The sequence below is a fragment of the Saccharothrix deserti genome (genome assembly GCF_009769385.1).
GTDB classification, from domain to species: domain Bacteria; phylum Actinomycetota; class Actinomycetes; order Mycobacteriales; family Pseudonocardiaceae; genus Actinosynnema; species Actinosynnema deserti.
This window is the reverse complement of sequence record NZ_VKAB01000069.1, coordinates 1-24,512: the sequence shown is the minus strand read 5'-3', so window position 1 is coordinate 24,512 and position 24,512 is coordinate 1. Positions and strand designations below refer to the sequence as shown.

The 24,512-nt window shown below is 66.2% G+C and carries 15 protein-coding genes and 1 pseudogene; 4 read left to right on the top strand and 12 right to left on the bottom strand.

What is annotated here, in order from left to right:
• Positions 1–261: 261 nt before the first annotated feature.
• From FM051_RS47100 to FM051_RS47065, 8 genes are all read right to left on the bottom strand, one after another.
• Positions 262–1,752 (bottom strand): serine/threonine-protein kinase, encoded by a 1,491-nt coding sequence (locus FM051_RS47100; protein WP_274383902.1) that lies wholly within the window; start codon positions 1,750–1,752, stop codon positions 262–264.
• Between the two features lie 3 nt (positions 1,753–1,755).
• Positions 1,756–4,806: a type I restriction endonuclease subunit R gene (locus FM051_RS47095; RefSeq protein ID WP_158854056.1), complete on the bottom strand. Its 3,051-nt coding sequence runs from the start codon at positions 4,804–4,806 to the stop codon at positions 1,756–1,758.
• 82 nt (positions 4,807–4,888) lie between these two features.
• Positions 4,889–7,420, bottom strand: coding sequence for a GmrSD restriction endonuclease domain-containing protein (locus FM051_RS47090; RefSeq protein WP_158854054.1), 2,532 nt, complete (start codon positions 7,418–7,420; stop codon positions 4,889–4,891).
• A 517-nt stretch (positions 7,421–7,937) separates the two neighbouring features.
• A complete protein-coding gene (locus tag FM051_RS47085; RefSeq protein ID WP_158854051.1) occupies positions 7,938–9,143 on the bottom strand; it encodes a restriction endonuclease subunit S in 1,206 nt (401 codons plus the stop codon).
• A gap of 62 nt (positions 9,144–9,205) precedes the next feature.
• Positions 9,206–11,182, bottom strand: coding sequence for a type I restriction-modification system subunit M (locus tag FM051_RS47080; protein ID WP_158854048.1), 1,977 nt, complete (start codon positions 11,180–11,182; stop codon positions 9,206–9,208).
• Between the two features lie 62 nt (positions 11,183–11,244).
• Positions 11,245–13,149, bottom strand: a complete 1,905-nt coding sequence (locus FM051_RS47075; protein WP_158854045.1) for an N-6 DNA methylase — start codon at positions 13,147–13,149, stop codon at positions 11,245–11,247.
• A gap of 271 nt (positions 13,150–13,420) precedes the next feature.
• Positions 13,421–13,933, bottom strand: a complete 513-nt coding sequence (locus FM051_RS47070; protein ID WP_158854036.1) for a hypothetical protein — start codon at positions 13,931–13,933, stop codon at positions 13,421–13,423.
• A complete protein-coding gene (locus FM051_RS47065) occupies positions 13,930–14,076 on the bottom strand; it encodes a hypothetical protein (RefSeq protein ID WP_158854033.1) in 147 nt (48 codons plus the stop codon). The genes FM051_RS47070 and FM051_RS47065 overlap by 4 nt, the downstream gene beginning before the upstream one ends.
• A 530-nt stretch (positions 14,077–14,606) precedes the next feature.
• On the opposite strand from FM051_RS47065, the gene FM051_RS47060 reads away from it, so the two are divergent.
• Genes FM051_RS47060 through FM051_RS47045 form a run of 4 tightly spaced genes read left to right on the top strand, consistent with a single transcriptional unit; the run spans position 14,607 to position 20,638 of the window.
• Positions 14,607–15,476 carry a vWA domain-containing protein gene (locus FM051_RS47060; RefSeq protein ID WP_158854030.1) on the top strand — a complete coding sequence of 290 codons (870 nt, stop codon included), beginning with the start codon at positions 14,607–14,609 and terminating at the stop codon, positions 15,474–15,476.
• 26 nt (positions 15,477–15,502) lie between these two features.
• Positions 15,503–16,174, top strand: coding sequence for a hypothetical protein (locus FM051_RS47055; RefSeq protein WP_202919449.1), 672 nt, complete (start codon positions 15,503–15,505; stop codon positions 16,172–16,174).
• Complete coding sequence (locus FM051_RS47050; RefSeq protein ID WP_158854023.1) at positions 16,171–17,976, top strand: DNA-binding protein; 1,806 nt, start codon at positions 16,171–16,173, stop codon at positions 17,974–17,976. The genes FM051_RS47055 and FM051_RS47050 overlap by 4 nt, the downstream gene beginning before the upstream one ends.
• Positions 17,977–18,013: 37 nt before the next feature.
• Complete coding sequence (locus FM051_RS47045) at positions 18,014–20,638, top strand: AAA domain-containing protein (protein ID WP_158854020.1); 2,625 nt, start codon at positions 18,014–18,016, stop codon at positions 20,636–20,638.
• Positions 20,639–21,103: 465 nt separating this feature from the next.
• Here FM051_RS47045 and FM051_RS47040 read toward each other — a convergent pair whose 3' ends face one another.
• The 4 genes and pseudogenes from FM051_RS47040 to FM051_RS54325 all read right to left on the bottom strand — a co-directional run.
• Positions 21,104–21,703 (bottom strand): hypothetical protein, encoded by a 600-nt coding sequence (locus FM051_RS47040; protein ID WP_158854017.1) that lies wholly within the window; start codon positions 21,701–21,703, stop codon positions 21,104–21,106.
• A gap of 531 nt (positions 21,704–22,234) precedes the next feature.
• Entirely contained in the window at positions 22,235–23,260 is a 1,026-nt protein-coding gene (locus FM051_RS47035; RefSeq protein WP_158854014.1) for a nucleotidyltransferase family protein, read from the bottom strand.
• A gap of 157 nt (positions 23,261–23,417) precedes the next feature.
• Positions 23,418–23,912, bottom strand: a complete 495-nt coding sequence (locus tag FM051_RS52735) for a hypothetical protein (RefSeq protein ID WP_238413190.1) — start codon at positions 23,910–23,912, stop codon at positions 23,418–23,420.
• Between the two features lie 51 nt (positions 23,913–23,963).
• Positions 23,964–24,437: pseudogene (locus FM051_RS54325) on the bottom strand (ImmA/IrrE family metallo-endopeptidase); the annotation flags it as partial.
• Between the last annotated feature and the right edge of the window lie 75 nt (positions 24,438–24,512).

Here is a 24,512-nt window from a genome sequence, read left to right as displayed (position 1 = left end):
TAGAACGACGTTCCTTTCCCAAGTCGTGTTACTACACTCTCAGGCCCGTCGAGTCGACCGCGAGCCCGCGACCTGCGAATTCACCTCGCCGAGCAACGCCGTGTGGCCACGAACTGCGGAAGCCAGGGGCTCCTGGGTCGCCGCAGGCCGCTGAGGTACACCGCCGGATTGCGGCGCTTGAAGCGAATGAGGAACTTCGCTGGTCGATCCTGTAGACGCCGACCGGCCGAGCGCGCGAGCTGCTCGCGCGGCCGAGAACACTCAACCTGTGAACCGACTCAACATCGCGCGCAGTTCGGCCCCTTGCGGGTGTGAAGGGCCGAGGTCGGAGAGGAGTGATCGGACCCGTGCCGCGGCTCCCCGCACATCGCCTGCCGATGCCTGCAACCTGGCCGCCTCCCGGCGTAGCTCGACGACCTCGTCGTGGGTGGCGCCGAGTTGTCTCTGCTGGATATCCAGCACCGGTTTCAGATGTGCCAGAGCTTTCGGTACGTGACCGAGCGCGGCGTGACAGACCGCGATTTGTAGCCGCCAGTGCAGGACATCGGAGTCGTCAGCGGCCCGCTCGGGTCCGATTTCGGTGACCAGGAGCTCGTACTGCGTGAGAGCACGGGCGTAGTCGCCGCCGAGCAGCAGCGTGTTCGCGAGTTGCAGCCGAGCGCTTCGCTGCTGATTGCGCGGCTGGTCATCGGCTTGTGCGAGAAAGTTCTCCAGCAGCTCTGCCGCTTGAGTGAATCGACCTGCCATGGCCAGTTCAGCCGCCTCGTCGCGAGCCTCGGCCAGGTCCCGTGTTCGAGGGACGGTGAGTACAGGCTGGCGTGAGGCGCTGCGGCTGCGCGGAGCGAAGGGTTGCCGGTACGGGCGAGTGGGATCGGACGGCCCCGACTGTTCATCGGATTGAGCCTCCGAACGTGGCTTGGGCAGGAAAGGCAGTAGACGCTCGTACACCTCCTGCGCATCTGCCGGACGGTCCTCGGGCACCTTGGCGAGCAGTTGGAGCACGAGTTCCTCGACTTCAGCCGGAGTATCGGCTCGTTGTGCACGTAGCCGCGGCGGCAGGTCTTCCACGTGCTGTCGCATGGCCGGGTAGGTCCCTTCGGCCGTGAAGGGTCGGGTACCTGCGAGAAGTTCATGCAGGATGCATCCGAGGGAGTACAGATCGCTGCGAGGGCTCGACACGCCGCCGAGGACCTGCTCCGGAGACATGTAGGCAGGGCTGCCGATGGCTTCGCCGGTGGTCGTCAGCCGGGTCAAGTCTGCTTCGAGCAGCGTTGCGACGCCGAAGTCCAGCACGGTGACCGCGCCATCTGGCTTGATCATCACATTGCCGGGTTTGAGGTCGCGGTGGACCAAGGACATGGCATGTGCCGCGGCCAGCACCGACGCGATCTGCGCCGCTACGGCCACTGCCCAGTCCAACGGGACCGGCTGATGCTGGGCGAGGAAATCGATCAGGTCAATCCCGGGAACGAGCTGTAACACCAGATACAGCTCGTTCCCGTCCGTACCTGCGTCGAACACCGCGGGCACGCCAGGATGCTCCACGCGAGCCGTGAGCCGAGCTTCACGCAGGAACCGCTTCGCGAGGGTGGTGTGGTCCGCGCCAAGCGGAAGCACATCAGAGCGCAGTAGCTTGACGGCGATCGGCCGGTCGAGTCGCTTGTCGTAGCCGGACCAGACTTCGCCCATCCCGCCACGCCCGATTGGCGAGGTGAGCTCGTACCGCTCCGCCAGCGTCCGTCGTGCCGTCATGGATCAGGCCACGTCCCGGCGCAGCGACTCGTAGGCGTAGCGGCGGGCGATGCTCTTCAACTCCGAGTTGAACTGCGGATCGTCGGCGAACATCTGCACCGCTTTGGTGTCGTTCTCGATGCGCTCGTAGAGCTTGTCCTCGAAGACCTCGTCGAAGACGTGCCCGAAGTTCTCCTCGTCGTTGGCGAACGCCGCGGCCCGCACCTGTGGTTCGGCCATCGCGGCCTCCGCCGAACCTCGCACGATGTCGCTTTCCCCGAGGTTGCTGCCGAACCGCTCGTTGAGTTCGGCGATCAGCTCGGCCAGCGATGCGAGGGGGCGCTCGTGCTGCCCACCAGCGTCTTCCCCGCTGAACCCGGGAAGCATCTGCTCGCCCTCGGGCGTAAGCGCCAGGTCATGTTCGCCGGTCTTGCCGATCCGCAGGTGGGTGAGGTCGACCTGGCCGAGGTCGATGCCCGGGTCCTGTTGCCGGGCCAGTCGTGGGATGAGCATCTTCCCGTAGACGTAGAGCCGTTCCAGGGAGCGGTCAGTGAACCCGACGACCTGCGCGAGGAATCCGTATTTGCGCACGTAGTCGCGCAGGGCCGCCCGAAAGTCCTCGGCTCGTTCGGCGTCGTCTTCGAGCAGCTGCGCGAACCGGTCGCGCGCGGGGTCGGTGAGTCGGTACAGCTCTGCGTGCGCACGTTCCCACTTCGTCCGGTCGCCGGCCGACTGCTGGGCCCGCTCGTACTCGGTGGCGAACGCCTCCATTTCCGACTCCACCAGCAACTGGTGGTCCATCACCGCCCGCTGCGCGTCGTAGATCAGGTTCGGGTCGGTAGGTGTGGTGATCGTCGCTTCGAAGAACGGCCTGAACTCCTCCTGGATGGTCTCGGCCTCGTTGGCGAAGTCCAGGACGAACAGGTCGTCCTGTCCCTTGCGTGGGTGCGTGCGGTTGAGTCGCGACAGGGTCTGCACCGCCGCCACGCTCTTGAGCGGCTTGTCGACGTACATCGTGGTCAGCAGTGGCTGGTCGAAGCCGGTCTGGTACTTCTCGGCAACGACGAGGATGCGGTACTCCGGCTGGGGGTTGAGGGTCGCGTTCTCGTCGTCGGCGCGGGTGTAGGCGAACGCCTTCGGCAGCGCCGACTCGCCGAAGCCGTTCAGCGAGGACTCGGTGACGGTGTCGGAGTCGAGGTTGTCCACCTTCAGCTCGCCCGAGAACGCGACGAGCACGCCGCAGTCCTGGTAGCCGCGCATGTCGACGTATGCCTTGATCTTCCGGTACAGCTTGACCGCGTGCTCGCGGGAGCGGGTCACCACCATCGCCTTGGCACGACCACCAAGACGACCGCGAGTGTGCTTGATGAAGTGCTCCACGATGATCTCGGCGCGTTGTTGCAGGCTGGCCGAGCTCAGCACCGCGAACCGGGCCAGGGCGGCGCTCGCCTTACGCTCGTCGACCTCGCGGCCGTCGTCTCCACCGGTGAGCCGCCAGTAGGTCTTGTATGTGACGTAGTTGCGGAGCACGTCGAGGATGAAGCCCTCCTCGATGGCTTGGCGCATGGAATAGATGTGGAACGGGCGCGCGGTGTCACCCGACCGCACCCCGAACAGCTCCAGCGTCTTCGGCTTGGGAGTCGCGGTGAACGCGAAGTAGGACAAGGTCTGGTGCCGCCCACGGGCGAGCGCCGCCGCCGTCAGCGGGTCGTTGTCCTCGTCGATGTCATCGCTGCCGAGCTTGGTCAACACCCGCTTGAGCGCTGCGGCGGACTCGCCGGACTGGGACGAGTGCGCCTCATCCACGATGATCGCGAACCGCTTCCCGCGCAGGCCGTCGACCTTCTCCAGCACGTAGGGGAAAGTTTGCAGGGTGACGATCAAGATCTTGGTCGTCTCGCCTGCCAGCGCGGCGCTGACTTGCTCCGACTTCGAACCCTCCGACTTGTCGCTGATCTTGGTGACCACGCCCGCGCGGTGCTCGAACTGGTAGATGGTGTCCTGTAGCTGTCGGTCCAACACGGACCGGTCGGTGATCACGATGACCTTGTCGAAAATCTGCTCGTTGTCCGCGCCGTGCAGGTTGGACAGCCGGTGGGCCAGCCAGGCGATGGTGTTGGACTTGCCCGACCCGGCCGAGTGCTGCACCAGGTAGTTGTGCCCTGCCCTGTGCTCGGCGGCGTGGTCGACCAGGGTGCGCACCGCGTGCCACTGGTGGTAGCGAGGGAAGATCAGGTTACGTGCGTGCGGACCCGCCTTGCGGCCACCGCGCTGTGATTCCCCCGCCTCCAGGTGTACGAAGCGGCGGATGACGTCCAGCCACGCCTCCGGCTGCCAGACCTCCTCCCAGAGGTAGGAGGTGCGGTAGCGGCCGGGCGCAGCAGGCGGGTTGCCCGCGCCGCCGTCCTCCCCGGGCCCGTCCGAACCGGTGTTGAACGGCAGGAAGCGCGTCTTCTCGCCGGCGAGACGCGTGGTGAGGAAGACCAGGTCGGGATCGACAGCGAAGTGCGCCAGCGTCCGCCGGGCGAAAAGAGGCTCCCGAGGGTCGCGGTCCCGGCGGTACTGTTCCTTCGCGTGCTCCACGTTCTGCCCGGTCAGCGGGTTCTTCAACTCGGCGGTGGCGACCGGGATGCCGTTGACGAACAGCGCCAAGTCGAGTTCCTTGCCGCGGTCCCGGTCGGAGTAGGCGAGCTGGCGGGTGACCGACAGCCGGTTCTGCTCGTACCGGACCAGGGCGTCGTCGGCGAGCGTGTGCGCGGGGCGGAAGTAGGCGAGCCGGACCAGGTGCCCCCGGTCCCGCACGCCGTGCCGCAGCACGTCGACCGCACCGCGCTTGTCGATCTCTTTGGCGACGTGGCGGGCGAACTGATGCTGAGCCTCATCCGGGTCGTCCCCGTAGTGCACCCTCAACTGGTCCCACACGTCGATCTGCGTGGCCCCGATGAAAGTGAACATCTGGTCGGTGTCCAGGCCGAGTTCCCGGTTGTAGCCATCACGCAGCCCGCGATGCCACCCGGCCGCGATCAGCGACGCCTCGATGGCGTCCTCGAACGCGCACTCCGTGTGGACGGCCATGGGCACCTTCCCTTCGAAATGGACACCGCTGCCAGCCCGTCAGGTCGCTGTCGAACCGGTACAGCGGGCCGTGAACCGCACGTCACGAGAGGTCGCCGTCCACCACGTGGTTGTTACGGGCGACGGCGTGGAACCAGCCGAGTACCTCGATGAGCTGCTCGCGCACCCGTGAACTCACCAGGAGGCCGAGATCGAAGCCGGGGCGCAGGTCGATCTTCGCTGCGGGCAGGTCGACGCCGTCGACGCTGTTGAGCCGTTGCCGGAGTTCCTCGCGCCGCGCGAGGTCGTCGAACGGCCGCCGCCTGCGGAGGTGCTGGAACACGACTTCGAACTTGCCGCTCGGATAGATGGCCGCAGGCCAGATGTTGCCGTGGGGATGCGACTTCCCGCGGGACATGAGGAAGCAGGAGGTCTCCTGCTCGATGCCGTACGTGAGGTGCCCTCCGGCCTCGGTCCACGCGGTGAGCACCGTGACCACCGCCCTGGCGATGTCAGGGCCTTGCCGCTCGAAGAGCTGTTCGAGGAACTGGTCACGCAACTCGGAGTCCTGACCTGGATCGGTCTCGAGGACCAGGTCCGGCACGTCGGCGCCGATGAGCAGGGCGAGCCCTTCCACGGTGACGCGCTGAGCTCGGTCGGCTCGCCCGTGACGGTCGAACGCCACGCCCTCCGCTTCGAGCAGTTCCCTCGGGCTGTCCGTGCGTTTCGGATCGAGCCAGGCGAAGTTGGGCGACACCTTGCCGTCGGACTGCAACACCCGGTGAGCGTTCGGGGCTGGCGTGGTGGCGAGCCGCTGCCCAATGGATACGGGATGGACACCGATCAGGGCGGCGAGGTCGCCGTAGGTCGTCCACGCCCCGGTGGGCAGTTCGGCGAGGGCCCTGTTCATGACATCCCACGCCGTTCCCGACGCGTCGTCACGCGAGGTCGGTCCCGGCCATTCGGAGATCACCCGTTCAGCGAGCACATCGGCGCGATCATGGATCTGCGGCCGTCCCCAACGCTCCTGCTTGGCGATCTCCTGGTTCATGAGCAGGCCGCTGCCGGCGAGCTGCGAGCGTTTCACCGCGAACGGGCTGTTGCTGAGCTTGGCGTTGTAGCCGGTGAGGGTGAGGTTCCCCAGGGTGTGCGTCAGAGCCTCGTGCACCTGCCCGAACTCCTCCCCGGGTTCGAGATCCTTGCCGAGCATCTGCTGCCACTCACGGGTCGGCGTCTGAGGCAGCACGTGCTCGATGGTGAGGGATGACAGGCCCACCGGCTCCTTGCTGCCGTAGGTCTCCTCCAGCCACCGCAGCACCAGAGTCCGCTGGTGAGGACGGCCGTTCAGGTAATAGGGAACAGACCGGACCGCCGCACGGATCTCGCGGTCACTGGCGTAGTGCTTGCGGCCAGCCGACAGGTAGCGGCGAATCGCCTCGTCGACCGGAGCGTTGGCGTCCATTTCGGTCACGACGGAAAGCAGTGCCCGGTTGATGCCAGCCGTGGCGCGGCCGATGAGGAGACGCCGGACGAAGTAACTCTCCAAATACAGCATCGCCGTCGCGATCTGGGCGGAGTCCGCCGTACCACCGTCACGTCGGTCGAGCAGGTGGAGGAGCACTGGGTACACGGTCGTCGTGCCCCAGGCGCCGAGCCGCGTCAAGCGGTGCCGCACCGCCGGGTCCTGCTCACGCGACGGGTCGAGGATCGTCCGCAAGAGCTCGCCGAGCCGGCTGAGCCTGACGACCTCCTGCTCGATCTCGTCTTCTGTGCGCATCCGGTCCAGGCGTCGCTGTTGTCCGGTGTAGGTGTCGGTCTGCTTGATCCGCGGATCACGTTGAACCAGATCGAGCCAGAACAACAGTTCGAGCTGATCACGGTCGAGGTTCTGTTGCAGTGGCAACCACAGCGATTCGTAGACGGCTTCGCTGCGGGTGGGCAGCCGCATGAACAGGTAGTTGCGCAGCAGGTCGGCCTGGGTGAGGCGCAAGCCGGTGTTGTTGAGTGATTCGAAGATCCGATGCGGGTTGTCCCCTGGTTGGGCGGTGACCGAAACCAGGGCGAGCCCGGAGATGACGGCGTCCTCGATCCGCTCGATGTCGTCCGGATCGTCAAGGTCGTCCGAACCGGCGAGCTGGGCGGAGAAAAACCGGTACGCGGCGCCGATGCGGTCGGTTCCGCCCGCTTGCGGAGTGGAGTTGAGGCAGGCGAGGTAGGCGGCACGGTCGGCCTGTGTCGGCACGAGCTTGAGCCGTTGGTTCCCGGGCTTCCACTTGTTGATCAGGTACTGCTGGTCGATCCGCTCACGGTGCTCCGCGGTTTCCCGCGCCGCGCGGTGGTCCCGCACGGCGCACAGCAGGATCGACAGGGTGGTGAGCCGCTGCTGGCCGTCGATCACGAGAAATTCCTGCATGCCCGTTGGCCCGTTGGCCGGGCTGGACGCGAGCACGACCGAGCCGATGAAGTGAGTGAGTTTCGAATCCTCGGCGCGATCCTTCGCCAGCTGGGCGATGTCCTCCCACAGCTGGTTCAGTTGGCCCGTCGTCCAGGAGTAGGTCCGCTGGTACAGGGGAACCTGGTACTGCTTCGATCCTTCCAGGAGTTCCTGGAGAGTCGTCTCCCGTGCCAAGACCACGTGGTCCCCCTTCTCAGGTCAGGGCTGGATGCCGAGGCGGTGCTGCTCGGCGATGATGATGCGCTGCTGGAGCGGAATGCTCTCGTCGTCGAGGACAGCCGGTCGGTGCTCGCTGGCGTCGACCGCTCGGCGGTCGGCTTCCTTGGCGTCGCTCTTGCGTGCGAACTCGGCGAACAGGAGGCTCTTGCGCTCCGGTATCCGGCGTCGGCAAGGGCACCCAACCGGGCGCCCTTGCCCGCCAGGCTGCGGAGATCGGTGATCGGACGGGCACCGAGGGACGCATGGGCCTGCTGATCGGCCAGGATGCCGATCTGTTGACGCGCGCTTTCCCGCAGCGCGTCGGGCGCGAATAGCAGCGCGGTGGCCCGTTCGGCGAACCTAAGGGCGTTGTCCAGCGTCGCCCTGGCTGCCCCGCCGACTTTGGTCTTGGCCCAGCTGATCACAGCCGCATCGGCGTCCGCCAAAGGGCCGTACGGTGCATGTCCCGTGCTCACTCGGTGCCCCCTCTGCGCATGACTCAGCGCACCCCTGACCGCGCCGTCGTCACGTCGAGTTGGCCGGTGACGGCAGCGGTAATCAACGCTTGGCGTCGCTCAGCAAGGAGGTCGATCTGCCTTTTCGTAGTACTTACTATAGCCATTGCCTGCGAACGCGCTGCACGAGTTTTGGCGCTTATAGCTCGTTGCTGCGGCAAGGAAGGGAGCGGCATCTTTATCTGGCTCAGATGTGTCGGCCCGAAGTGCTGCATCGTTGCGCCAGCCTTAAGCAAATCGATCTGACTTGCAAAAGCTGTTGAACGGAGAAATGCCGATACGTACTCCATGTCTATTTCGCGTATTGCTGGCCTCAGGATGATCAGGCCCGTGTACGGGATTGCGCCGGCGACACTTTTATCGTCAACGATCGATACTGCACCCATTGTTGCGCTTCCACTGATAACGTAGTCGCCCTCTCGGAGCCTGAACTGGCTCCACTTTGACGCAACCTTGCTAGGGTTGAGATAATTACATCCCTTAAGTGTGACTTGTCCATCTTGGAGTCCTGAAAGTCGGACTAGTGGGATACCGGAATCCCGGAAGTCTGTCGCCATGATACCGGGGCCCTCGCGATATCGTACCAAGTATCGGAGTGGGGTAATATTCCCTGTTTCGTTGAACATCAAGTCGAGGTGGGACTTCTCGTGTTCTTCGATTACTTGTGACAGTCGGAGATAGTGCCCGGATAGCCTGTCGATGCGCGTGGTTTCGGCGTCGAGAAAGTCGGCGATACGCCGCTGTTCATCGGTCCTGGGGTATGCCCACGGAGAGGAGAAGAAGGCGCCGGAGTCTAGGTTCTGGATCCCTGTCGTCTGCTTAATTGCGCTCTGGGTGAGTCCTTGATTGTAGGCGGCAGCAAAAACATAGGATAGATAGCGCGGGTCGATCCCCTGGGCCGGTGTAATACGTGCGCAAAAGTTTGTGCATACGGCTGGCTCGTCAAGGTCAAACAGAACTGCAGCACCGACGGGTTGTTTATCTCCTCCGCCAGATTTTTCTAGGACTAGATCTCCTGGCTTTAGGATGTGTTGCCGTAGTGTTTGTGGGTCAATGCTGCGGCGGGGCAACTTTTCAGTTTTTACTCGATGCGACCTGCGGTCGAAATCGGCGGCCCTTACGCAGGCTACATCGGATGTGTCGCCGGTCGGATCATCTCCCCATATGCCATTTGCTGAACTTTTGATCAATGTCTTTATGCGGGCTCGCGCCCAGTGGGCTGGTGCCTCGTGCAACCATGACGACGCCGAGCTCATTCCGTAACCTCGCTTAGCAGGCGCTGGATCTGAGTTTCGATTTCCTTCAATTCTGCATCAATTTCCCCCAATGGCCTTGGTGGTGCGTACTTGTAGAAGTGGCGCGTGAACGGGATCTCGTACCCCACCTTGGTCTTCGTGTGGTCCACCCAGGTGTCCGGCACGTGCGGCAGGACCTCGCGGGCCATGTACTCGTCGATGTCCTCGTCGAGCGGGACGTTCTCGTTGTCGCGCAGGTCCGGGTCGGGAAGCGGATTGCCCTTGCTGTCGGTCTGCAATTCGCCGTACGGGTCGCTCACCGAGACCGCACCCCACACCGCCTTGTCCGCGGCGACAGGTAGCTTGCCCAGCGGAGCCAAAGTTTCCTTTAGTGCCTTCGTGAAGTCCGCCTTGCGGAACGCCGCCGGCTTGTCGACCAGCCCGCGCAGCGCCTCGATCAGCTTCTCCCGGCCTTCGTACTTCGCCAGCGGCTTGGCTACCTCCAGCTCGGCGAGCGCTTCCTCGGTCACCTCGAACCGCAGCTTCAACGGCCGCTCCACGGTGATCCGCCGGTAGCCGAAGTCTCTCGGCGCGAAGACCTTCACCTTCTCGTGCATCGGGTGCCCGGCGTCCTCGGCGGCCGTCAGCGCCTCGCCGTACAGTTCGGTGAGCTTCGCGATGTCCTCGTCCGGGATGTACTTGCGCTTGTCGCCCAACGACTTGCGCATCTTCGCCCAGTGCTCACGCGCGTCGAGCAGGATCACCTTGCCCCGGTGAGCCTCGTCCTTCCGGTTCGTCAAGATCCAGAAGTACGTCGAGATACCAGTGTTGTAGAAGAGCTGGTCCGGCAGCGCGACGATAGCCTCCAGCCAGTCGTTCTCCAGAATCCACTGCCGGATCTTCGACTCGCCCGACTCGGCGGCCCCGGTGAACAGCGGCGAGCCGTTGAAGACGATCGCGAGCCGCGAGCCGCCCTGTTCCGGCTTCTTCATGTGGTGGATCATGTGCTGCAAAAACAGCAGCGATCCGTCGTTGATGCGCGGCAGTCCCGCGCCGAATCGGCCGGCGAAGCCGATCTTGGCTTCGTTCTCGACGTCGTCCTTGACCTTCTTCCACTCCACGCCGAACGGCGGGTTGGCGAGCAGGTAGTCGAACGACTTGCCGTAGTGCTTGTCCTGGCTGAATGAGTTGCCGAGTTTGATGTTCGACGCGTTCTCGCCCTTGATCATCATGTCGGACTTGCAGATGGCGTAGGACTCGGCGTTGAGCTCCTGACCATGCGGTACGACCTTGGCCTGCGGGTTGTGGTCGAGGATGAAGTCCTCGGCGGCGGTGAGCATGCCGCCCGTCCCGCACGCCGGGTCCAGCACGGTCTTCACCACGCCCGGCGTCATCAGGTCCTGCTCGTCCGGCGCGAGGAGCAGGTTCACCATCAGCTTGATGACCTCGCGCGGGGTGAAGTGCTCACCGGCCGTCTCGTTGGAGATTTCCGAGAACCGCCGGATCAACTCCTCGAACGCGTAACCCATCTGGTGGTTGTCCACCGCTTCCGGGCTTAGGTCGATCTCAGCGAACTTGGAGGCCACCTTGTAGGTCAGCCCGGCCCCATCGAGACGACCCAACTGGGCGGTGAAGTCGTACGCCTCGAAGATCTCCCGAGCGTTCTCTGAGAACGCCCCGACGTATGATTTCAAGTTGCTCGCGACGTTGTCTTGGTCGCGCACCGCAGCCTGGAAGTCTAGCTTCGAGGTGTTGTAGAAGCTCAGCCCGCCGGTGGCCCGCTTGAGCATGTCGAGGTTCTGCACGCCCTGCTCGGCCAGCTTGACCTTGCGCTCCAGCACCGCATCCTTAGTCGGCGCCAGCACGCAGTCGAGCCTGCGCAACACCGTGAACGGCAGGATCACCTTGCCGTACTCGGACTGCTTGTAGTCGCCGCGCAACAGGTCGGCCACCGACCAGATGAAGCTCGCCAGCCTCGTGTGCGTGCTGCTCACAAAATCTCCCTCAAGGGTTCGGCACAACGCTCAACATGTCGTCTGAGAAGCAAGAGACGTTTCTACTCGGGTGGTGCCATGGCGCCGCGAGCGAGTCCCTCGGTCAACTGGTGAGCTAGGTCCGTCCCCAGCGAGGCGGCGAGGCTCAGCCCTGACTCGAACGCCTCGAGCTGCTTGAACGCGGACCCGAGCCGTTGTTGCTGGTCCAGGCCCAGCACTGGGATCTCGATGCGGCGCACGTCGATCCGGTGCACACCCGAGGCGGTCGTGCTGCCTGCTCGGGAGCCGCCACCCGCACGGATTTGACCCGCGAGGAAGTGGACATCCAACCGACTCTCATCCACCCGGATGAGTTGCAGGTTGGGGCCGAGTACCAGGCCGTCACCGTCGATGACCCGCGTCCGGGGCCGCCCGTCGCCCGTGGCTAGCAGCGGTACCACCAGGTCACCGGGACGCAGGTGCACCGACTCGTCCTCCTCGGTACCGACGAAGTGCGCGCTGGGTTCGCTGTCGGTCGCCACGTCGCGTCCGGTCAGCACCAGCGGGCCTGCGCCGGCTTCGTCGGTGTTCAACGGGCCGACCTGCTGGCGCACGACGAGCGCACCGGCCCGTGCGAGGTCGTTGATCGTCGTGGTCGCGCGCGCTTCCGGCCGGGTCTCCTGAAGGGCCGGCAGCAAACCGCCGAGTTCGTCAAGTATGCGCGTCAGATGGTGTCTGGTGTGTTCGAGTGCATCCGGGTCAAGCATGGTCTGCGGCTGCGGAAGTTGCCGGGCCGGAGTGAGATCGACATCCTCGTCGAGCAGCTCGATCGGTTCGACAACTCGCTGTCTGCCGGTCACCTCGGCGACCGTCCCGGTGTCGCGGAATTCTCGCCAAGCGTCGAGCACCTCGTCGCTCAGCGCGGACCAGTCCACCTGGCCACGACGTGACGGCTGATGATGGCTCGCATCCACGAGGAGTACCGGACCAGCGCCACTCATGTCCGGCTTGCGCAGCACCCACAGGTGGATTGGGATGCCCGTGGACATCAGAACCCCTGGGGGCAGCGCGATCACGGCTTGGACCACGCCTCGCCGCAGCAGCGCCTGCCGGATCGCCCGACCGGGTCGGCGGAACGCCACTCCGGCCGGTAGCGCCACGACTACGGCACCCCCTGGTTTCGCATGTGAGAGGCAGTGCTGCACCCAGGCGAGCTCCGGCTCACCCTTCACAGGAAAGCCGTACTCCCAACGCGGGTCGATTCCGAGCTCCTCGTGGCCCCAGTCGCGGTAGCCGAACGGCGGGTTGCACACGACCACGTCGGCCTGCGAATCCGCGAAGGCATCAGTACGCAGCGCGTCGCCCGAAGCGATGTCCACAGGCACGCGTGCCCCCAGTCGTGCACGGGCGAGCCGAGCCAGTGCGGGGTTGATTTCCTGCCCGGTCAGTCGTCCGGCGCCGGCTTCGCCTGCAGTGCGGAGGATGTTGCCCGGACCACACGCTGGATCGAACACGGTGCCAGTGATCGGAGCGGCGAGTGCCACCATCAGCCGAGCAAGGTCGACCGGAGTCACCAAGTGCTGGCGTTGCTGTCGTTCCAGAGCACGGCTGGCAAGTGAGTCGATGAGTTCATCAGGTGAGGAGCCAGCCAGGTCTTCGAGCAGGCCCCGCACCTGCTTGGGTGGATCGGCGGCGTTCGGGTCGCGCAGGTAGGTCGCGATGTCGGCGATGAGTTCAATCGTGTCGGCTTCAGCTCGGTTGGCGTCCAGGGCGAGCCATAGAGCGTCTGCGGGCTGGCTGCCGATCGACTTCCCCTGTTTTCGCAGCCATCGCTCCACGTCGTCCAGGCGAAACGAGGGGGCCCCTCCGGAGGCGATCACCGGTTCGGGGAAGTCCGGGTGCCTCCTGCGCCAGTTGCTCACGGCGGCCCGGCCGACGTTCGCAAGACGCGCGATCTCGGCGGCTGTGACCAGGGCATTGTCCGACATGCACACCTCCCGTCAGAGTGGACGTTAGCCTAGTATACAGGGATGTGCATGTTGACTGTGAACTCGCGTGATGCTTCCCTGTTCAAGGTCAACCACCGGCCGGGCTGAAGTTGCGGGAGGTGTTGGTCGTGGGCATCGTGTTTCCTTCCTGGTGTGCAGATCTCGGCGGCGTGCCGAGACAGTTGGAACAAGGTCCGTTCCGGGCCTGAAAGCCGCAGTGAAGGGCAAGCCCTGGGACACCTGGGCTCGGAACACGCCTGGGTCGGGCGGCTCACGGGCTTCTGAGGCGGTCGTGGCGGATCGGAACAGAGGTACCGGGGTCGGAACGTCCGTTCCGACCCCGGCAGTCGCCGATTGCAGCCCGGATCGTGTCCGCGTCGACCACACTCACCGGGTTGTCGTGGCCCGGCATCCGCCGCTTGGCCTTCGATACCCCGGCCGCGCGCAGCGCCTCGCCGAGTGCCTTCACGTTCCAGTCGATGCGGGTGGCCAGCTCGCTCGTGGGCACCGGGCCGTGCTCGTCGCCGCTCAGCACGTCGGTCAGCAGCGCCAGCACTACGGGCAGCTTGTGCACCAGCTCGGCGTCCACCGGCTCCGCCCGTGTCGTGGCGGTGACGGTCACCTCGTCGGCCAGACGTGCGGCCACCGTCGGGTCCAGCACAGTCAGGTCGTGCTCCCCGGCCGCGTCCCCGGTCAGCGTCCTCGCCTGCTCACGCAGCGCCCGGCCCTGCTCGCACGCCGCCCGGATGGCGGCGATGTGCAACGGGTGCGTCCGTACGGTCACCGCGTCCCCTGCCGACAGCTCCGTCTCACCGTCCGCTCCAACAGCAGCACCACACCCTCGTGGCTGGTCAACAGCTTGGAAGCATCCATGCCAGCCCTGTAGGTGTCCGCGTCGAGGATGGTCTCCGACGCCTGGTAGGTCATGACCTTCAGCGCGAACCGCGTCCCGAGCTGCCCGCGCAGTCCGTCCGGGATGACCTGAGCGTTGGGCTTCTGGGTGGCCAGGATCAGCGAGTAGCTGGCGGCCGGGCCGGTCTTGGCGATGTAGGTCAGCAGCTCGCGGATGCGGCCGCCGATCTTCTTGCCCGTGCGGCGAGGACCGCGCGATCGGCCCAGTCCGGCCGCGGGCGAGTGGTGGCGCGGCGAGCACGGCGACCTCGTGCCGCAGTACCAGCAACTCGATGTCCTTGGCCGCCGATGATCGGCCGAGCAGAACCAACCAGGCGACGAGCCGGACGAGGATCAAGTGCAGCAGTCGTAACGCCACGCTTCATGATCATGCCCCTGAGCCCACGGTGCGCCATCATCGCAGCTCACCGACCCAGCGCAGAGTTCTGGCACCCTAAAGGTTGTCGAAGTAGAGGTAACCGCGCTTTTGCGGCTCCGTGCGGCGGGTGCTTTCGCGGGCGGTGGTACTAGACTGGTCCGGCGACTTAGCCAATCGAGGGGGATCTTTGTACGCGGCCGAGATCAATCGAAAGCAACCTGCGTTGCTATTACTCCTGCTGGACCAGTCCTACTCGATGTCGGAGCGATGGGGCGACAACGGCAAGTCGAAGGCCGAGATGCTGGCGTTGACCGTCAACCGGCTGCTCACTGACGCGGTGCTCCAGTGCAGCAAGGGCGACGATCGCATTCACGACTACTTCGAGGTCGGCGTGATTGGTTACGGCGCCGATGTGCAGCCCATCCTGCACGGTACCGATTCGTCCCGCCCGGTGTTGCCGATCAGCGAGATCGGGCGGAACCCCCGGCGGGTCGACCGGGTCAAGCGGAAGGTGTCGGACGGTGCCGGAGGGCTTGTCGAGGTCGACCTGAGCCTGCCGGTGTGGGTGGACCCCGTCACGAACGGGCCGACCCCGATGGCGCAGGCGCTCGAGGCGGCCACCGTGATTGTCGCGGATTGGTGTGCGCGGCACCCGGCGAGCTTTCCGCCGATCGTGATCAATGTGACCGACGGTGCGAGCACCGACGGCGATCCCTCGGAAGCCGCCCGTGCGGTGCGCTCGGCTCGGACGGACGACGGTGATGTGCTGCTGTTCAACCTGCACCTCTCCGCCTTGGCGTCGAATGAGATCGCGTTCCCCAGCACTGTCGAGGGCCTGCAGGACCAGTACGCCGCCCAGCTGTTCGCCATGTCGAGCGCGCTGCCCTCGGTGATGGCCGAGGCCGCGTCCGCATGCGGCTACGCGGTGCGGACCGGAGCTCGCGGGTTCCTTTACAACGCGGGTACCAGCACGGTCATCGAGTTCCTGGACATCGGCACGCGCGCCGTGACGCCGACGGGTCTGAAGGAGCTGACCGCGGCGAACAGCACGACGTGACATCGGCAATCGATCGGCTGTCGCGCGTGACGTGCCGCACTGTGCCGAAGCGCGACCGGCGTCCGGACGAGAACGAGGACAGTGTCGCCGTTGACCTCGTCTCTGGCAGGTTCGCGGTGTCCGACGGTGCCTCGACCGCCGCCCGGTCGGCGGTGTGGAGCGCGCTGCTCGTCGATGCGTTCGCTGGCGGTGAGGACCCTTTGGCGCCGGATGTCCTGGACGGGCTGCGCCGGGAGTGGTGGTCAAAGGTCTTCGACCCCGGCCTCCCGTGGTTCGCCGTCGAGAAGTTGCAACGCGGGTCGGCGGCCACCTTCGTCGGACTGCGGATCGGTGGTGGTGCCTACCAGGTGACGGCGGTAGGAGACACCTGCCTGTTCCACGTGAGCGACGACGAACTCGTCCTGGTAGGACCGGTGGACGACCATCGGGACTTCTCCCGCTATCCGGATCTCGTGAGTACTCACCAGCCGCTGGCGCCCGCGGCCGTGTGGTCGGGAGGGGGTGCGTACCGGGCGGGCGATGTGTTCCTGATCGCGACTGACGCCGTGGCGAAGCACGTGCTGCGGGAACGGGTACCAGGTGTGCTGCGGGTTTGTGAAACCGTCGGCGGCGACCTTGAGTTCGTACGTTTCGTGGCCAGTGGAAGGCAGTCCGGTTTGGACAACGACGACACGACCGTGTGCGTGGTGCATACATGAGTCTGCCGAGACTGGTCGATTACCAGCACGCACTGCAGAACCCTGCGACCGCGTTCCTCGATCCTGAGTTGAAACGCGGTTCGGTGCACCGCAATCCACTGGACCAACCCGTTGTCGCGTCCGGTGGGTTCGCGTTGACCTTCAAAGTGGACGTCGGCGCCCGCCGGTACGCCGTGCGATGCTTCCACAAAACCGCGGACCGACTCGACGAGCGGTACCGCGCGATTGCGGAGTTCATCGGGAACCGCGGGCGGGCCCTGGATTTCCTGGTGGATGTGAAGTACGTGGGAGAAGGCGTCCTGGTCCAAGGTCACCGGCTGCCCGTGCTGAAGATGGCCTGGGTCGAGGGCTCCCGGCTCGACTTCTGGGTGAGCGACCACCTGCGGGACCCGAGTGCGTTGGACTGGGTGCGTCGTCAGTTGAAGGATGCCTCGTCCCGACTCCGGGAACTCGGCGTCGCCCACGGCGACCTGCAACACGGCAACATCATGGTCACCAGGGGCGGCGACGTCCGCCTGGTCGACTACGACGGTGCCTATCTGCCGGGGCTGGCGTCGCTTGGCAGTGCGGAGATGGGGCACCGCAACTTCCAGCACCCCGACCGCCACGCGGCCTACGACGACCGGCTGGACGTGTTCTCGTCCTACGTCCTCGACCTCTCGTTGGAAGCGATCAAGCACGACCCCGCGCTGTGGGACGACTTCAACACCGGGGAGAACCTGGTGTTCGACGCCGAGGACTTCCGCGAGCCCGGAAGTTCGGAGATCTTCGCGAGGTTGGCGGCCATGCCCGCCTTGGCAGGTCGTGCGCGCCTGCTCGCGGCCGCCTGCGGGGTCGCCTACGAAGACGTCGAAGACTGCCTGGCAGGTGGACGGAGGGCCGGGAACCGGCTCGTGTCCCGTCCCCACCGTGGTGACCCACTGGCCATGTCGACGACCGACCGCAAGGCGTTGTTGGAACGAGTGGGGGACGAAGTCACCGTGGTCGGTCGGGTGACGACGGTGAAGCAGTTGACGGTGAAGTCCGGACACATGACATTGATCAACTTCGGGAACTACAAGCAGGGGGACTTCACGATCGTCGGGTTTTCCCAGGTTTCCAGGGAGTTGCGCCAGAAGTACGGCACGGACCTCGCCGGCCTCCGCGGTAAGTGGGTGTCGACTACTGGCTTGCTGACGCAGTACGACGGAGGGAAGGACAAGAAGTACCCGGTGTCGCCGCGGATCGAAGTGAAGCGGGGGTTCTCGCTGCGGCTGATCGACCGCGTCAGGGCCGAAGCACTGCTCGCCCCGACCACGCCGGCGGTTGCACCACCGCCGGCGCGTCAGCCTGTTGCGCCTCAGTCATCCGCTCCGCCGCCCACTCCGGCAGCGCAACCGCCGACCAGCCCGCAGGTCACCGGGTCGGGGGTCGCCCGCGTCGACGACTTGGAAGCCAGGGCTTCGAAGCTGTTCGGCACGCCGGGGTTCGCACGCCCAGCAGAGCCGAGTCGACCGGTAGCGCCGACCCGACCGGCAGCGCGGGTTCAGCCGAGCCCTCCGGTGCAGCCTCCTGCACAGCCGGTACCACATCCGCCGGTCCAACCCGTACCGGCTCCGCCGTCCGTTCATCCGACACCACCTCCACGCCGGCTGCCGCCTCCGGTGCCCGTTCCGGGGCAGGGGGGTCACCCCGGCTACCAGACGTGGCTGCCTCCGCCTCCGCCGCCTCCGGGGCAGTGGAGCCACGCTGGCTACCCGGCGGGGCCTCCGCCCCCTGGACGATTCCGCAGATTCCTCGCACGTATCGGGATCTACTTGTGAATTCGGAATTTCCGGCTCGGAAGGACAGCCTGAGGTGGTGAGCGGAGGGAGTACGACGGTCGTCGATCTCTTGTTGAAGGCCATCGCGCTGGAGAAGGCGGTGTTCCTCGCCGAGGGAGCGCCGTCGCCCGTGTTGTTGCGGGCCGGTCGGGCGCTGCGCATGCGAGGCGCCGAAACCGAGTACGAGTTTCCGATCAAGGGTTGGCCGGAGGAGTTGGGTGATCGCGTGCTCGTCCGACCGCGAGGCATGGGGGCGGCATGGACGCCCGCCCTCGCACGTCGGCTCGGCACCGCGCGCGTTCGTCTGACGACCACGGCCGACCTCGGGCGGCGAGCAGTCGAAATCCACGTCTGCCGGGACGAGACGGCGTTGTTGGATCTGCTCGGCGAACGGATCGCGGCCGAGGCTGGCCGGCCTGGCTCCGTCGATTCGACGAAAGCGGGGTGGATCCTCGGTGAGGGCGTCCCTCGCATCGGGCGGTGCGCCGATGTCGACCTGCTCATCCCGGGCTACGCGGAGCTCGCCCTCAACACCCGTCAGCGGCTGGCGATCGAGCACGCCCTGGACAGCGATGTCACGTTCGTCTGGGGACCGCCCGGGACCGGGAAAACCGAGGTCGTCGCACGGATCGTGGAGGGTACCCACCGTCAGGGCCTGCGGGTGTTGCTGCTCGCGCCGACCAAGGTTGCCGTCGACCAGGCCCTTGAACGCGTGTGCGACATCCTGCGCGGCGAGGAGGGCTTCGGCGGTGGACTGGTGCAACGAGCGGGCGACATCTCCTTGGCGTCGCTGGACGAGAGGTACGGCGACGACATCAGCCAGGAGCGGATCGTGGCGAAACTCGGCGCGCCACTGGTCGAGCAGCGAAGGCGGATCGAGGACCAGCTCGCGGACGTGCGCGGATCCATCGGGAAGCACGAGAACGCGGCCGCGACGAGAGAGCTGCTGGACGGTCTCCGTCTGAGCCGTGACGAAGCGCGGCGTGCTCCGGTCGTGGATGCGGAGGAGACCGGGCGCCTGGAGCGGAAGATCCGCGTGGAGGAGAACCGGATTCGGAGTTTCGGGTTGGGCTCCCTCGAACCGCTGGAGCGCCTGCGGATGATCGAGAGCGGTCTGACGGCTGAACTGATCAAGATCGACGATGAGATCGGTGGGATCAGGGCCGCGGTCGAGGAGTCCTGTCGCGTCATGGGCACAACGGTGGCCAGGGCGGTTCGCACCCCGGCCGTGGCGAGCGCGTTCGACGTGGTGATCATCGACGAGGCCGGCATGGTGGACCTGCCGTCGGCGTGGTGCGCGGCGGGACTCGCGTCCCAGCGGGTGGTCGTCGCGGGCGACTTCCGCCAGTTGCCGTCGGTCACCCACGGCTCGAGCAGCCGGTTCGCCACACCCGAGGACCGCGCCCACTCCGCCGCCTGGATGGACCGCGATGCGTTCGCCGCGGCCGGCCTGGTCGACGACCGGGGTGCGGCGAAGCCCGACTCGCGGATGGTGTGCCTGGAGGAGCAGTACCGGATGCGGCCCGCCATCTGCGAGGTCGTCAACGAGGTCGCCTACCGGGACGCGCCGCTCAAGACCTCGCGTGACGACAACGGGAGGCTGCCGCCGTCGACGTTGTTGCCCGGTCCGCTCGTGTTGGTGGACACGTCGTCCCGACGCCTGGTCAACGCGTCCGATCCGCACGCGCACAAGACGAACCCGGTCCATGAGGCGGTGATCCATGAACTCGTCCGCGGGTGGCAGTTCGACGGTGTGCTGCCTACCCGGAAGCAGCAGGACCTCGCTCCGGGGGCTGCGGCGACCGATCGGATGGCGGTGATCGTGCCCTACCGCGACCAGGTCGCGGCCCTGCGGGAGAGCTTGAAGGAGCGGTTCGGTGCGGACGCCGCGCACCTGGTCGACACGGTTCACCAGTTCCAGGGCAGCCAGCGTCCGCTGGTCGTTCTCGACACGGTGGCCGGAGTCGGTCGCAAAGCGGGGTACTTCTACGAGGGCTCGGGTTTGTCGGCGACGTCGACCAGGTTGCTGAACGTGGCGTTGAGCCGAGCGCAGGACCACCTCGTGGTCGTCGCCGATGTCGACTTCCTGCGCGACAAGGTCCCGGTCGGCGGTGAGGTCGCCCGGATGTTGCGGAGGCTGGAGGAGCGGGCGCACCGATTGCCGGTGGACGCGTTGATCCCGGTGCGGAGCGCCGCCGAGCTGGGCGGTCTGAGCGCGGAGGACTTGGCGCGCCCGGCGTTCTTCCCCTCCGACGAGGTGGTACGCGCGATCAGGTGGGACATCGAGCGAGCCAAGCGGTCGATCGACGTCCGCTGCGCGTTCCTCGACCCGACCCCTACCGCCGAGTGGTTGAGGCACTTAAGTCCTCGGATCGCCGACGGTGTCCGGGTTACCGTCTACACGAGGAAACCCGTGAAGCCCGCGGCGATAAGTGCGGCCCGCCACCTGGAACAAGCGGGCTGCACCGTCGTCCACCGCCCGCAGATGCACGAGAAGGTGCTGATCTTCGACGATGAGGTGCTGTGGCACGGTTCGCTCAACTTGCTGGCCGACCGGTCGCCTACGGACCTCATGATGCGGACCGCAGATCGACTGTCCAGCGAGCGGGTGCGAAGGATTCTGGCCGTGGCACGTCCCGATCCGAGGAGCGAGCGGGTATAGGCGCATCGCGACGACCTCATCCGTGGGGTCGCCTTGTTCGGGCGTGTGGGGTGCCAAAGTCGGCCGCACGGCCTGACCTGCACGTTAGGCTGCTGCGGGTTCGTACTCGTTGATCAGGCCGCCGAGGATCGGTCGACGGCGTACGGACGTGCGGCTCGGGTGCGGGACCGCATGATCCGGTCGTGGTGGCTGAGTTGTCGGGCTTGGCGGGTCGGCGGTGGTTGTAGTGGGCTACGTAGCGGTCGAGCGCTGCCCGCGCGAAGTTGGTCGGCGACCTGGCCGGAATGGGCGGTGTGATGACACCTGATCGGGCTGAGGCAATGGTGGCTGCTGCCGAGCGGACCTACTGCTGTCCAGGTGCTGCACGAGCTGTGCTCCGGCGGCTTGTGCAGCGCAGCAGAGGATCAGCGATGCGGGATCGAGGCCATTTGATCTTCAGCGGTGACCTGCTGCGAGGTTGCCTATTCAGGGTGTTGTGGATGTCCGTGGTGGACCGCCCAAGCGCGCCGAGGCTGTGCTCCGGAACGGGAGACGCCTGCCCCACCACGGGGCCAGCCCGGTCAGGTAGTCGCGGACGGCGTTGAGGTAGGCGGTCTCGTACTCGCCCAGCGCGCTCAGGTCGATCACGCTGAGGGGGATGTTCATCCCCTCGTCCGAGTCGTTGGGCTGCGCTTTCCACGCGTCGTGCATCGCTGAACCCGCGACCCGTCGCATCTCGCGCACGAGGTTCGCGTACGCAGCTCCGACCGACTCCGACTCGACGCTGATCCAGGCGACGTAGTAGGCGAGGTTCGCCTGGATCTCCCTCAGCTCCTCGGACAACCGGACCCGCTCCTCGCCCGGCGCGTCGGCTCGCCGCCGTCGGATCGCGTAGGGGAGCTCCTTGTACGCGCTGTAAGCCGCGAAGGCTTCGGCGAACGCGGTGCGGATTCTGTTGCGCTCATCCTCGCGACCTTTGCGTCGCGCGCTCCACATGCTGATCGTCGCGGTGATCACGGCGGCGAGGAAGGCACCCGACAGCACGGTCGTGAGGACGACGCTTCCGCTGGTCGGCGCGGCTTGCAAGGTCTACCTCGTTGGGGTGCGCTGGTACTTCCTGGTCTGCTTACAGTGCCCAAAGGCAGAAGACCGGTCAAGCTGCGCACGCCGCACCCGGTCGACCTGGGGCGGGGAGGTGTTCGGCCTCCTCTCCGGGCCACTCGCCCGTGCGGCGCCACCACTCCTCTCGAAGCAGGTGCGCGACGACCTGGCCGAGCAGGGCTCCAGGCCCGTCCCGCAACAACCAGCGGTGGTCGGGCGGATCACCTGGGTACCACATGCACAGCGAGCCGTCCGGGTACCGGTGGGGTGACAGAGATGGGCCGGTCGTGAACACATGCGATTGCGTTGGTGCGAACCGCCCGAACACGATAGTCACCCGTTGTGGTTCCAGGTCGGGTACGTCGAGGTGCAGTGCAACGGCGTAACCACCTCGATGAGGGCGTGGCGGCCTCACGGCTCGGACAATCATCCCGTACGCCGACAGCCGGCGCTCGAACAGCAGGCGCGGTGCCGGCCTGGCGTACCAGGGCGGCATCGACCACGGAGGTCTGCGCCTCACTCCTCCGCTCCTGCGGCGCCGTATGCCCGCGTGGGCCGGATCAGGGCAGGCGGCCCGATCAGACCGAGAGTCGCAGTGACTGTGGGCACGTTGCGCCGCAGCGCGGCCACCTTGCCCGCCAGGCTGGTCGGCGTCGGGTCGTCGACGTAGGAGAAGTAGGCGCGTGCCAGCGCCGACCGGACAGCGGTCTGGTCGTCGTCGTGGGCCAAGGCCTCGATCAGCGCGTCGGCTGCGGTGCGCAGGCGCTGCCCGGCGGGCGAGCGGTCGATCAGCAGCTTCACGTTCGGGGAGACGCCCGCCGGGTCGACCGTCGCGCCCCCGCTCTGCACCCGCTTCGCTGCCCGGTCGAGCACGGTGCGCAGCGCGACGGTCACCCCCATGCCGGGTTCCACGAACTCCCAGGCCCACACGGTGAGATTGTGCGAGGAGAACCCCGGCTGGCTGTACTGCTTGTTCCACGCCTTCAGCAGGCGGACCACCCTGCGGCGCGTCCTGCGGAGCGACTCCTTCCCGGAGGTGAACATCTCGACGTGCCGCTCGGGGTCGGAAGCCTCCCACTTGTTCGTGTGGAGGTTCGGGATCCACAGACCTGATCCGCTCCTGCGGGTGAGCGCGACGACGAGGTCGACGGTCGGGTCCTGGTCCTCGACCGGCTGGCGGAAGACGAGCTTCGGCCCGCGCTTCGACTTGTAGCACGCGGCGTTGGGGTAGACCTCGCGTACCGCGGGGCCCAGCAGCGCGCACAGGGTCTTGGTGATGTCCGCAGGCGCTTCCCCACCACCGTCGGGGCCGAGCCGGGGGAAGCAGCGCCGGTCGAGCACGAGACCGCCGTCGCCGTCGCCGACGGGGTGGATGAAGGTGTTCTGGGCTAGCGAACCGCTCGGGTAGGTCCGCAGCGCGCCGGGGTAGTTCTTCGCGGTGGAACGAACCAGGTCCAGCCTCGTGCGCGCTTCGGCCAAAGGCACTGGACGCGCGTCGATCTGCTGGCGGATGTCGTTCAGCACCTGATCGGTGAATCCCACCGTTGGGCTCATCTCACTCTGGGCCGCAAGGCCCGCTGCCGCCCATCGGGGATTGGGCGGAGGAGCCGATCCGGCCCCTCACCCCCTACTAACGCCATACCGCTTGGTATGCCCTTCGGTCCTGCTCACGGCCATGAGAGACGAGGTTCTTGAAGATTCAGGCGCAGTCCCGGCAGGTTGCCGACGATCTGTCGAAGCTCGACGGCGGCCTGAGCAGGAAGCACTCACCGCACATCCGGTCTTTGGCGAGCCGCCTGGCCGTGCAACCGCAGTGCCCGTCCTCGCATCGAGGCTCCTGGCACTGCGAGCAGCGCACCTCGAACACCAGAAGCGGTTCGTCACAGATCTCGCACGTGTCCTCCGACGACCACTTCGAGGTAGAAGTGCCGGGCCTCGGCGGTGCGAACGGCAGCCACGGGGCGTTGTCCAATGCGAGCACCGCAACCAGGTAGTCGTCGCACCACGCGGCTTGGCCGTAGAACTGATCGCTCCGCCTGCCGTCCCGACGGGTGTAGTACGTCTCGTGCCGGGTCGTGGTGCCAGAACTGCGAAGAGCGGCTTCGACCAGGGGAGTGGCCGACTGGTCCGATCCCCGTCCCGGCGGGAACACACCCCGCGTGGAGGTGAAGCGCACGACACCGCGCCGATCCATGAGCACGACCGCACCCGCTCCGCGAAGGTGTTCGGCGGCTCGCACGCAGCAAGCTTCCCGGGAAGCTCGGGAATCGCGGAATATCCGGACCACGTCGTCAGCCTCAGGCCCCCGAGGGCCGATGCGGTCGGACATCCACGAGTCGGGTAAGAGGACGCGGCTCGCGAACGCATCGCACGCAGCGTCCTCGAACGCCTCCGAGTCGTCTCTGCTGAACAACAACTGTCCGAGGTCATCATCGGTTTGCTGGAGGTGGTGGCCCAGCTCGTGGAGTGCGGTGAACCCTCGACGCCGACGGGATGAGGACATCCCCACCAGTAGTGTCGGTGGTTCGGTCCGATGCTGGTAACCGCCTGCGACAGAGCAGCGGCTTCCTGCGGTCGACTCGGGTACGTACTCGATGTGGATCTCGAACCACTCGGTCAGCGAAGCCAAGGGGTCCTCGTGGATTGAGGCGAGGGCACCGGGGCGAGTGCCCTCTTGGTCAGACTGCGGTGAGACACCTCGTGTGAGGGGTGGGTTCACGCTTGGGGGTGGGATCGGAGATCCTGATGAACGTGTCCACAGCACCTGACAGGCAACCTCGTCGCGCGACCGGCG